At 69.2% G+C, this 10,990-nt stretch carries 12 protein-coding genes; 3 read left to right on the forward strand and 9 right to left on the reverse strand.

Annotated features, from left to right (window positions below):
* Positions 1 to 146: 146 nt before the first annotated feature.
* Positions 147 to 908 (reverse strand): bifunctional demethylmenaquinone methyltransferase/2-methoxy-6-polyprenyl-1,4-benzoquinol methylase UbiE, encoded by a 762-nt coding sequence (gene ubiE, locus SLW55_RS15765; RefSeq protein ID WP_017910016.1) that lies wholly within the window; start codon positions 906 to 908, stop codon positions 147 to 149.
* A gap of 114 nt (positions 909 to 1,022) precedes the next feature.
* On the opposite strand from ubiE, the gene SLW55_RS15770 reads away from it, so the two are divergent.
* From SLW55_RS15770 to SLW55_RS15780, 3 genes are all read left to right on the forward strand, one after another.
* Positions 1,023 to 1,478: a nucleoside deaminase gene (locus tag SLW55_RS15770; protein WP_320745378.1), complete on the forward strand. Its 456-nt coding sequence runs from the start codon at positions 1,023 to 1,025 to the stop codon at positions 1,476 to 1,478.
* A 240-nt stretch (positions 1,479 to 1,718) separates the two neighbouring features.
* On the forward strand, positions 1,719 to 2,906 hold the full coding sequence (locus SLW55_RS15775; protein WP_320745379.1) for a heparan-alpha-glucosaminide N-acetyltransferase domain-containing protein: 1,188 nt from the start codon (positions 1,719 to 1,721) through the stop codon (positions 2,904 to 2,906).
* Between the two features lie 66 nt (positions 2,907 to 2,972).
* Entirely contained in the window at positions 2,973 to 4,337 is a 1,365-nt protein-coding gene (locus SLW55_RS15780; protein ID WP_017910014.1) for a DUF2252 family protein, read from the forward strand.
* Between the two features lie 701 nt (positions 4,338 to 5,038).
* Here SLW55_RS15780 and hslU read toward each other — a convergent pair.
* The 8 genes from hslU to SLW55_RS15820 all read right to left on the reverse strand — a co-directional run bounded on the left by hslU (position 5,039) and on the right by SLW55_RS15820 (position 10,628).
* Entirely contained in the window at positions 5,039 to 6,403 is a 1,365-nt protein-coding gene (hslU, locus tag SLW55_RS15785) for an ATP-dependent protease ATPase subunit HslU (protein WP_152180727.1), read from the reverse strand.
* A 113-nt stretch (positions 6,404 to 6,516) separates the two neighbouring features.
* Positions 6,517 to 7,068, reverse strand: a complete 552-nt coding sequence (gene hslV / locus SLW55_RS15790; RefSeq protein WP_010341232.1) for an ATP-dependent protease subunit HslV — start codon at positions 7,066 to 7,068, stop codon at positions 6,517 to 6,519.
* A gap of 48 nt (positions 7,069 to 7,116) precedes the next feature.
* Positions 7,117 to 7,326 (reverse strand): DUF3079 domain-containing protein, encoded by a 210-nt coding sequence (locus tag SLW55_RS15795; RefSeq protein ID WP_295963981.1) that lies wholly within the window; start codon positions 7,324 to 7,326, stop codon positions 7,117 to 7,119.
* 89 nt (positions 7,327 to 7,415) lie between these two features.
* On the reverse strand, positions 7,416 to 8,330 hold the full coding sequence (gene xerC / locus SLW55_RS15800; protein ID WP_320745466.1) for a tyrosine recombinase XerC: 915 nt from the start codon (positions 8,328 to 8,330) through the stop codon (positions 7,416 to 7,418).
* 92 nt (positions 8,331 to 8,422) lie between these two features.
* Positions 8,423 to 9,088 (reverse strand): DUF484 family protein, encoded by a 666-nt coding sequence (locus tag SLW55_RS15805; RefSeq protein WP_267084157.1) that lies wholly within the window; start codon positions 9,086 to 9,088, stop codon positions 8,423 to 8,425.
* Positions 9,085 to 9,942: a diaminopimelate epimerase gene (gene dapF / locus SLW55_RS15810; protein WP_295944906.1), complete on the reverse strand. Its 858-nt coding sequence runs from the start codon at positions 9,940 to 9,942 to the stop codon at positions 9,085 to 9,087. Before dapF ends, SLW55_RS15805 begins: the two co-directional genes overlap by 4 nt.
* Positions 9,935 to 10,186, reverse strand: a complete 252-nt coding sequence (locus tag SLW55_RS15815; RefSeq protein WP_017914634.1) for a lipoprotein — start codon at positions 10,184 to 10,186, stop codon at positions 9,935 to 9,937. Before SLW55_RS15815 ends, dapF begins: the two co-directional genes overlap by 8 nt.
* Positions 10,187 to 10,247: 61 nt before the next feature.
* The gene (locus SLW55_RS15820; protein ID WP_267092840.1) at positions 10,248 to 10,628 is read right to left on the reverse strand and encodes a YbaN family protein; all 381 of its coding nucleotides are present in this window, start codon (positions 10,626 to 10,628) and stop codon (positions 10,248 to 10,250) included.
* Positions 10,629 to 10,990 lie beyond the last annotated feature (362 nt).

Here is a 10,990-nt window from a genome sequence, read left to right on the forward strand (position 1 = left end):
TTCTGTGGCAGATGCTGCGCCGGCGCCGCCGGACCGCGCGTCGGGACTGAAGTCCCTTCCACAAGGACAACACAGCTCCGCGATCAGTCAGCCACCGATCGCCCGCTTTTGCGATTCCCCAATCCCGATTCCCAATTCCCGGCCTCTCAGATCCTATAGCCCGAGTGGATCGCCACGATGCCGCCGGTCAGGTTCTTGTAGTGGCTGCGGGCGAAGCCGGCCTCTTCCATCATCGCCTTCAGCGCGTCCTGCGGCGGATGCTTGCGAATGCTTTCGGCCAGGTACTGGTAGCTGTCGGCGTCCTTGGCGAACAGTTGGCCCAGGCGCGGCAGCACCTTGAACGAATGGAAGTCGTACAGCGGCTTGAACCAGTCGGCGGTGACTTCGGAGAACTCCAGCACCCGCGCCTGGCCGCCGACCTTGAGCACGCGGTACATCTCGCGCAGCGCGGCGTCCTTGTCGGTGACGTTGCGCAGGCCGAAGGCGATGGTCACCAGGTCGAAGCTCTGGTCGGGGAACGGCAGCGCCTCGGCGTTGCACTGCACGTAGTCCAGGCCCGCGACCAGGCCGCGGTTGGTGAGGCGGTCGCGGCCCACCGAGAGCATGCCGGCGTTGATGTCGCCCAGCACGATCTCGCCGTCGGCACCGACCCGGTCCTTCAGCAGCGCGGCGATGTCGCCGGTGCCGCCGGCCAGGTCGAGCACGCGGTCGCCCGGCTTGACCTGCGCGGTGGCGACGAAATAGCGCTTCCAGACCCGATGGATGCCCATGCTCATCAGGTCGTTCATCAGGTCGTAGTTGCCGGCGACCGAGGTGAAGACCTCGCCGACCAGCTTCTGCTTGTCCTTGGCGGCGACGTCGCGGAAGCCGAAATGGGTGGTGCCGGATTTGTAGGGGGATTCGCTCATGCCGGGATTATCGCACTGCCGGACGCTCCGTGCCGGTGAAGCGCCGCCCGGGATGACAGCCGCCGGCTGCCTGCGCCAGACTGCCGGCCGACTCCCTTTTCCCCGGGCCATCCCATGCTGACCACCCCCGACTACCGCGCCCTGCTCGACACCGCCATCGCCGAAGCCCGCCAGGGCCTGGCCGAGGGCGGCATCCCGATCGGCGCCGCCCTGTACCACCGCGACGGCCGCCTGCTCGGCTGCGGCCACAACCGCCGCGTGCAGGAAGGCGACCCGTCCGTGCATGGCGAGACCGACGCCTTCCGCAAGGCCGGGCGCCAGCGCCGTTACAAGGACGCCATCATGGTCACCACCCTGGCGCCCTGCTGGTACTGCAGCGGCCTGGTGCGGCAGTTCAACATCGGCACGGTGGTGGTCGGCGAATCGGTGACCTTCCAGGGCGGCATCGACTGGCTGCGCGAGAGCGGCGTGGAGGTCATCGACCTGCACAGCCAGGAGTGCATCGACCTGCTCGGCGGCTTCATCGCCGCGCACCCGGACGTGTGGAACGAGGACATCGGCGAGGACTGAGCGGCCCGCCGCGCTCGGCGCACCAGGCCAGACGCCCGCCGACGCGCCCACGGGCCGACACCAGGCCATGCCGAGCGACGCCAACCTGGCGCGCCGGCTTGCCCCGCCCGACCCTCGCCGCCGCCGCACCCCCCCCCCTTTGCGCGGCCAAGCCTGAGAATCCCCGCGCCAGCAGCGGCGGTAAGGGCTCTGCTTGTCGAGTGTTATATTGTTTCAAAAAATCGACACCGATCACACCGCATGCCGTCTGTTGCCCTCGTTTCGCCCGCCTCCCTCGCCGTTCCCGCGACGCCCGCCGCGCGACTGGCCCCGATCGACCTGCTGCGCGGCACGGTGATGCTGCTGATGCTGCTCGACCACGTGCGCGAGACCTTCTACCTGCACCACCCGGTCGGCGACCCGATGGAGGTGGAGGGCACGGCGCCGGCGCTGTTCGTCGCGCGCACCCTCGCCCACCTGTGTGCGCCGGTGTTCGTGTTCCTCACCGGCCTGTCGGCCTGGCTGTATGCGTCCCGGCAGGCCGACGGGCGCGCGGCCACCGCCCGCTTCCTGCTCAAGCGCGGCCTGTTCCTGATCGTGCTGGAGCTGACCCTGGTCAACCTGGCCTGGAGCGGCGCCTTCCCGCCGCAGGCGCTGTACCTGCAGGTGATCTGGGCGATCGGCCTGAGCATGCTCGCCCTGGCCGCACTGCTGTGGCTGCCGCGGCCGGCGCTGGCCCTGCTCGGCGCGGCGCTGGTCGCCGGCCACCACCTGCTGGACGACGTGCAGGTGCAGGGCGACGGTCCGCTTGCGACCGCCTGGGCGGTGCTGCACGACCGGCGCTGGCTGGAGTTGGGCGAGCTGCGCCTGCGCACCTCCTACCCGGTGCTGCCGTGGATCGGGGTGATCGCGCTCGGCTACGCCGCCGGCCCCTGGTACGGCGCCGCCGCCGAGCCAGCGCAGCGCCAGCAGCGCCTGCTGGCCTGGGGGCTGGGCGCGCTGGCCGGCTTCCACCTGCTGCGTTGGCACAACGGCTACGGCGATGCGCCCTGGCAGGCGCAGGACGACCTCGCGCATACCGCAATGAGCTTCTTCAACGTCACCAAGTACCCGCCGTCGCTGCAGTTCCTGCTGCTGACCCTGGGCGTGGGCCTGCTGTTGCTGCGCCTGTACGAGCACCCCGCCGTGGCCCGTACCCTGGCGCCGCTGGCGACGATCGGCGCGGCGCCGATGTTCTTCTACCTGCTGCACCTGTACGTGCTGAAGCTCGCCTACCTGGCCGCGCTGGCGCTGTGGGGCACCAACCAGGGCGACCTGTTCGGCGTGGACAGCGTGGCCGCGCTGTGGGCGATCGCCGCCTTGCTGGGTCTGGCCCTGTACTGGCCCACCGCCGCGTTCGCGCGGCTGAAGGCGCGGCGCCGCGACCTGGGCTGGCTGCGCTACTTCTAGGTTCATCCGCGTGCAATGCAGGCGTGGTCGACTGCCGGTTCCCTCGTCCGCGCCTGGAGACCTGCGATGTCCACCCGCCTGCCGCAGTTGCTGCTGATCGGCCTGACCCTCGCCGCCTGCGCCGGATGCGCGACTGCGGCGAGCAAGCGCGACGCCTGGGTGGTGCAGCAGATCCATGACTACAACCATCCCTACGCCGCGCAGCGCGCCGAGTTGGATACCAAGATGGCGACCATGGCCACCGGCGCCTACGCCTTCTACCGCGGCACCGACCACATTTTCTACCAGGACATGAAAACCCTGCCGGGCTCGCTGTGGACCTCGCCGCAGACCGGCTACACCTGGCTCGGCGGCGACACCCACCTCGGCAACTTCGATGCGGCGCGCGACAGCAGCGGCAAGGCGGTGTTCAAAGTCGCCGACTTCGACGAAGGCCACCTCGGCCAGTACGTGTGGGACCTGCGCCGGCTGGCCGCGAGCATGGTCCTGGCCGGGCGCGACAACGGCCTGTCCGACAGCGACATCGGCGACGCCATCGACACCATGGTCGGCGCCTACCTGGACAAGATCGCCGATTTCCGCGGCAGCGACGCCGAAGAAAGCTTCCAGCTGAGCAAGCGCAACACCAGCGGCGCGGTGGCCAAGATCATCGACAGCGCCGACGGCAAGAGCCGCAGCAGCCTGCTGTCCAAGTACACGGTGGTCAACGGCGGCAAGCGCCAGTTCCAGAACCTGGACAACCTGGTCGCGGTGGACGCCGGCACCGCCTCGGCGGTGGCCGCGGCGATGAACGGCTACATCGGCTCGATCGCCGCGTCCAAGCGCTATGCCGCCAGCTACTACAGCATCAAGGACGTGCGCCAGAAGCTGGGCTCGGGCACCGGCAGCCTCGGCCGCCTGCGTCTGTACGTGCTGATCGAAGGCCCGAGCGCGTCGACCAGCGACGACGTGATCCTGGAGTGGAAGCAGGAAGCGGCCAGCGTGGTCGCCGTGGCCGCGCCGTCGCAGATGCCGGCCTCCACCTACGACAACAACGAGGGCGCGCGGGTGGCGCGTACCGCCAAGGCGCAGACCATCGACGCCGACGTGCTGGTCGGCTACGCCAGCGTCGACGGCACCCCGTTCTACGTGCACGAGAAATCCCCGTTCCAGCAGGACCTGGACCCGACCGCGCTGGACAGCGCCGGCAAGCTCGCCACCGCCGCCACCTACCTGGGTCAGGCCCTGGCCTCGGCGCATGCGCTGGCCGACCAGGACTACGACCCGAACGTGGTGCCCTACAGCATCGACAAGCAGATCGACCAGGCGGCCAGCAGCAAGAGCGGGCTGAAATCGGAACTGCGCCAGTTCGCGTTCGACTACGCCGCGCAGGTGCAACTGGACTGGCAGTCGTTCGTGGCTGCGTACAAGGCGGGCACGCCACTGTATTGAACGCGGCGGGGGTGGCCGGGATCGCCCACGCCGTCTTGGCGCTGCGGGAAACATACCCCGGCCTGCGGCACGCTCTCCTGTCGGAGCGATTCTCGTCCCCTTTTGTGGGATCCCAGTCGCGACGAGGCCTTACCGGCAAGTCCCGTCACGACGGAAGTCGCTCCTTGTATTTGGACATGGAGCCCTGATGGCGTCATGTCTACGGTTCTTCTTTTCGTCCGACACGCAAATCTCAAGCGAAAGCAAAGACTTTCGCCCTGACGGGCGAGTTACTTTTCTTTGCTCGCGCAAAGAAAAGGTAACCAAAAGAAAGCGCGCCCTGCCTCGCGCCCTCCGCGCTAACGCGCTCCGGGTCCGCGTCCATCACGGGGATCCGCGGAAGGGGCATCCTGCCCCTGCCGCGGACGGCGCACATCCCTGTGCGCCGCCCTTCGGGTTTTCCCCGCGATGGCCGCCGCTTCGAAAGGGAACCCAGTAAGTCAAAAGCAAGGGCAAGGGCAAGAGCCAAGCGACCGCGACTCCCACAGGGACTCGTGGTGATCGCTGTCCGGGCGCAATGTGGGAGGGACCTTCGTCCCCTTTTGTGGGATCAGGCACGACGGCTTCCGAGGCCAGATCGTCCGCCTACGCAGTTCGTCGTGGTTGCATGACAGTTGACTTCCACAAAGGGGAACGCATCGCGGGCGTGCGTCGACCCGGAATTACAGGATGTACCGGCTCAGATCCGGGTCCTGCACCAGTTCGCCCAGGTGCGCATCGACATAGGCCGCGTCCACGGTGACGCTCTGCCCGTCGCGGTCCGGGGCTTCGTAGCTCAGCGTGTCGAGCAGGCGCTCGAGCACGGTGTGCAGGCGCCGCGCGCCGATGTTCTCCTGGCGCTCGTTGACCAGGAACGCGATCTCCGCCAGGCGCGCGATGGCCTCGTCGGTGAAGCGCAGGCTCACGCCCTCGGTCAGCAACAGCGCTTCGTACTGCTTGGTCAGCGCCGCCTTCGGCTCGGTGAGGATGCGGATGAAGTCGTCCTTCGACAGCGCCGACAGTTCCACGCGGATCGGGAAGCGGCCCTGCAGCTCCGGGATCAGGTCGCTGGGCTTGGCGAGGTGGAACGCGCCGGAGGCGATGAACAGGATGTGGTCGGTCTTGACCGTGCCGTACTTGGTGCTGACGTTGGAACCTTCCACCAGCGGCAGCAGATCGCGCTGCACGCCTTCGCGCGAGACGTCGCCGCCGGTGGCGCCGGCCTCGCTGCGCTTGGCCACCTTGTCGATCTCGTCGATGAACACGATGCCGTGCTGTTCGCAGGCCTCGATCGCCGCGGCGCGCACATCGTCCTCGTTGACCAGCTTGCCCGCCTCTTCCTCGATCAGCAGCGGCCGCGCGGCCTTGATGGTCAGCTTGCGCGACTGCGACTTGCCGCCACCGAGGTTGGAGAACATCTGCCGCAACTGCTGGCCCATTTCCTCCATGCCCGGCGGGGTCATGATGTCCATGCTGACGTTGACCGCGACATCCAGTTCGATCTCGCGCTCGTCCAGTTCGCCGGCACGCAGCATGCGCCGGAACTTGCTGCGGGTGTCGCTGTCCTGCGCCGAGGGCTCGTTGCGTGCGGCTTCCGGATCGAAGCCGATGCCGGCGCTGCGCCGCGGCAGCAGCGCATCGAGGATGCGGTCTTCGGCGCGCTCCTCGGCCTGCGTGCGCACGCGGGTCTTGGCCTGCTCGCGGTACAGCTTGACCGCGGTGTCGGCCAGGTCGCGCACGATCTGCTCCACATCCTTGCCGACGTAGCCGACCTCGGTGAAGCGGGTCGCCTCGACCTTGACGAACGGCGCATTGGCCAGCGTCGCCAGGCGCCGCGCGATCTCGGTCTTGCCGACGCCGGTGGGGCCGATCATCAGGATGTTCTTCGGCATCACTTCGTTGCGCAGCGCATCGGGCAACTGCATGCGCCGCCAGCGGTTGCGCAGCGCGATCGCCACCGCGCGCTTGGCCTCGTGCTGGCCGACGATGTGGCGGTCCAGCTCCTGCACGATCTCGCGCGGGGTCATGGTGCTATGGGTATCGGTCATGGTCGGGAAATCGAAGAGGGAATCGGGAATGGAGAATCGGGAATGGGAAAGCAGGCGTCATCGGTGACGGAGACGGGAACCGCTGTTGCGATTCCCCAGTCCCCATTCCCGATTCACAGCTCTTCCACCACCACGTTGCGATTGGTGTAGATGCAGATGTCGCCGGCGATGTTCAGCGCTTCGACGGCGATGGTGCGCGCGTCCAGCGTGGTGTGGCCAAGCAGCGCGCGCGCCGCCGACAAGGCGTAGGAACCACCGGAGCCGATGGCGATGATGCCGTCCTCCGGTTCGATCACGTCGCCGGTGCCGCTGATGATCAGCGAGGTTTCCTTGTCGGCGACCGCCAGCAGCGCCTCGAGCTTGCCGAGGCGGCGCTCGGTGCGCCAATCCTTGGCCAGTTCCACCGCGGCGCGGGTCAGCTGGCCGTGCTTCTCCAGCTTGGCCTCGAACAGTTCGAACAGGGTGAATGCATCGGCGGCGGCGCCGGCGAAGCCGGCCAGCACCTGGCCCTCGCGGCCGAGCCGGCGCACCTTGCGCGCATTGCCCTTCATCACGGTGTGGCCCAGGGTCACCTGGCCATCGCCGGCCACGGCGACGCGACCATCGCGGCGCACCGACAGGATCGTGGTGGCGTGGAAAACATTGGGGTTCTGACTGGGATCCATGCGGCCTCCGGAGCGATGACTCAGGTGTGGGGGCTGGCGGCGCGCGGTTCAAGCGTCGCCGAGCCGGGCATGCGCCGGCCGTGCCGGATCGGCAGCGATACCCCACGCGACGTACCAGTCCTCTCCATGGGTTTCGATCGGATGCAGGGTGCGCCCGGCGCCGTTGAAGCAGGACAGGTCGTGTGCCGCGCAATCGCGGTCGCAGCCCCAACACAGCCGTTCGGGGCGGCGCGGCGCCAGCGGAAAGGGTTTGGCCATCGGTGAGCCCTCGCAACGTGGGAGAACAGTGTCCTCCCGCCTTTGCCGACTCGCCTTGATCCAGAACAAGCGCGGGCGCGATGCGGCGCTCAGGACTTGCGCTTGGCCCGCGGGTGCGATGCGTCGTAGACCTTGGCCAGGTGCTGGAAGTCCAGATGCGTGTAGATCTGCGTGGTGGCGATGTCGGCATGGCCGAGCAGTTCCTGCACGCCGCGCAGGTCGCCGGAGGATTCCAGGATGTGGCTGGCGAAACTGTGCCGCAGCATGTGCGGATGCACGTGCTTGAACAGGCCCTGGCGCCCGGCCAGTTGCTTGATCCGGATCTGTACCGCGCGCGCACCGATCGGCGCCCCGCCGCGGCCCGGGAACACCGGCGCGGCGGCCTCGCCCCGGCTTTCCTCGCGCCACGCCAGCAACGCGGCGCGCGCGTGCGAGCCGACCGGCACCAGCCGCTGCTTGTTGCCCTTGCCCAGCACGCTGACCATGCCGGCGACGAAATCCAGATCGCGCCAGCGCAGCGCGCACAGTTCGCTCAGGCGCAGGCCGGAGGAATAGAACAACTCCAGCAGCGCGCGGTCGCGCAGGCCCAGCGGCGCATCGGTCGGCACTTCGACCAGGCGCACCGCCTCGTCGGCGTCGAGCACCTGCGGCAGCTTGCGCGGTGCCTTCGGCGCGCGCAGTGACGCGGCCGGGCTGGTGGCGATATAGCCGTGCTTGAGCAGCCACGCATAGAAGCTGCGGCACGCCGACAACCGCCGCTGCAGGCTCTTGGGCGACAGCCCGCGGCGGTGCTCGGCGGCGATGAAGTTGCGCAGTTGCGCGGCATCCAGCGCGGCCGGTTCGCCAAGCAGGTTGGCGGCCGCCCACGCCTCCAGCGCCGCCAGGTCGCGGCGGTACGCGTCCAGGGTATGCGCGGACATGCGCCGCTCGACCTGCAGGTAGGCGAGGAACCGGGACGCGGGACCCGGGACCCGGGACCCGGGAGACGCGGCCTCGCTCGCGATGCCAGCAGTGCCCTGCCCGGCCTGATGATCGGCAGCGCCGGTTCCGGCGCTGTCCCGGGTCCCGGGTCCCGGATCCCGAGTCCCGGCCCCACTCATCGCTGCAACGCCACCGCCAGCGCCTCGCCCATCATGCGCAGGAACAAGGTGCCCATGCCGGGATAGAACCGGTTCGGGTCGCGGCTGCCGACCGCGATCAGGCCCAGGCCGGGCAGCGGCAGCAGCGCGGTGGATTGCACTTCGTCCACGCGCTCGCCGTACAGCAGCGCCTGCTTTTCCGGTTGCAGGCGGCCGCAGATCGGCTCGCCGTCCTTCAGGCAATCGCGGAACGGCGCCAGCCGCGGATCGTCGACCGCCAGCACCTGCAGCCACGGCGCCTGTTCCAGGCCGGGCAAGGGCTGCAGCAGCACGATGCTGACCAGGTCGCCCTGGAAATCCTCCTGCAGCGACGCGGCCATCGCGCGCACGCTGTCGGCGGCGCTGCGCTGGCGCATCAGCGCCAGGGTCAACTGATGGGTGCGCACCGCCAGCCGCTCGTTGACCTGCGCGTTGGCGGCCAGGTCGGCCAGCCGCCGCGACAGTTCGCGGTTCTTGTCGCGCAGCACTTCCAGCTGGTAGCTGGCCAGCGACGCGGTGGGACCGTCGTCGCGCGGTACCACCAGGGTCAGCGCCAGATCGGGAAACTGTTTGAGGAAGCCGGGATGGCGCCGCAGCCACGCCGCCACCTCGTGCGCACCGATCTTGTCCTGGCTGTCGCTCATCGGATCCATTCTCCATCGAAGACGAACGTCGCCGGCCCGGACATCACCACCGATGCGGTGTCTTCCGGCCATTGCACGCGCAGTTCGCCGCCCGGCAGGCTGACGCGCACGTCGCGCTCCACCCGGCCGCGCTGCATCATCACCGCGGCCGCCGCGCAGGCGCCGCTGCCGCAGGCCAGGGTCTCGCCGACGCCGCGCTCGTACACGCGCAGGCGCAGGTGGCCGCGGTCGATCACCTGCACGAAGCCGACGTTGACCGAATCCGGGAACGAGGCGTGCTGCTGCAGCAACGGACCCAGGCGTTCCACCGGTGCCGCATCGACCAGACCCACTTCCAGCACCGCGTGCGGGTTGCCCATCGACACCGCGCCGAAGCGCACGCTGCCGCCCTGCAGCGGCAGCACGTATTCGTCGCGCGCACGCGGGAAGCCGACCAGCGGCACGTCCTCCGGCGCGAAGCGCGGCACGCCCATCGCCACGGCGAATTCGCCGCTGGCGCTGCGGGTGATGTGGTGACTGCCGGCGGGGCTTTCGATGACGAAATCGTCCGCGGCCGGCGCAATGCCGTCGCGCACCAGCCAGGCCGCGACGCAGCGCGCGCCGTTGCCGCATTGCCCGGCGGCGCTGCCGTCGGTGTTCCAGATGCGGTAGCTGGCGACCGCCGCGGCGTCGCGCGGCGGTTCGATGGTCAGGATCTGATCGCAGCCGACGCCGAAGTGGCGGTCGGCCAGGCGCACCGCCAGTGCGGCGTCTGGCGGCGGGGTGCCGTCGCGCAGGTCGAGCACCACGAAATCGTTGCCCGCGCCCTGCATCTTGCTGAAACGCAGGCGCGCGTCGTGGCGGGCCTCACTCATTCCCATTGGTGGGCATGGTGGTGTCGTTGGCCGGCGGGCGCTGCCCGTCCACCGGCTGCGCCTGCCCGGCGGGATCGGTGGTCGCCGGCGGCGTCGCATCCGGCGCGGGCGTGGCGGGCGCGGCTTCCACCGGCACCGGCTTCTGCGGCATCACCAGCGGACCCTTGTTGCCGCAACCGGCCAGGGCCAGCAACGCAGCGGCGGAGAGAACGAGACGGATCGGAGAAGAGGACGATGTGCTCATGCGCCGAGTATAGCCACACCGGCATGAACCGGCTGTGCCGCGGTCGCGTGACGCGGCGCGCTCACGCCTGCGGCGGTTCCGGCCGCCACCACAGCCATAGCGCCACCGCGCTCATGCAGCCGATCGCCAGCACCTGCACCCACAGCCGGTGCACGAACAGCAGCAGCACCAGCGCGCACGCGGCCATGGTCAGCGTCGCCATCCACTTGCCGCGGCGGCTGACCGCGCCATGCCGTTCCCAGTCGCGGATGCTGCGGCCGAAACGCGGATCGCGCAGCAGACGCCGGCGCAGCCGCGGCGAACCGCGCGCGGCGGCGTAAGCGGCGATCAGCACGAACACCGTGGTCGGCAAGCCCGGCACGAAGATGCCGACGATGCCGGTCGCCAGGCTGGCATAGGCCAGCAGCCACCAGGCCCAGCGGAAACGGGAGTGCGTGCGCATGGCGGCATGATAAGCCTGCGCTGGCGCGGGCAGGTGGCGACCACCCGCCGACGCAACCGAGGTAGCCGTGCGGCAGCGGCTGTGGGAGCCGCTCCGGCCGCGATGGAAGAAGCCAGCGGTGCGTCCGACTCTTTGCAGTCGGGACTGAAGTCCCTCCCACAAGGCATTACCAATGCCGTCAGCGCTGCTGCATGGCATGGCGCATCAGCCCATCGACCCTTCAGGTCCGACTCGGCCGCCATGCTCACTGTGGGAGCGGCTTCAGCCGCGACGCGCGAAGCCACTGGTGCGTCTGATCTGATTGCAGTCGGGACTGAAGTCCCTCCCACAGGAGCGACCACGCCGCCAGCGCGACTGCCGGC

It is taken from the genome of Xanthomonas sp. LF06-19 (assembly GCF_034105425.1).
GTDB lineage: Bacteria > Pseudomonadota > Gammaproteobacteria > Xanthomonadales > Xanthomonadaceae > Xanthomonas_A > Xanthomonas_A sontii.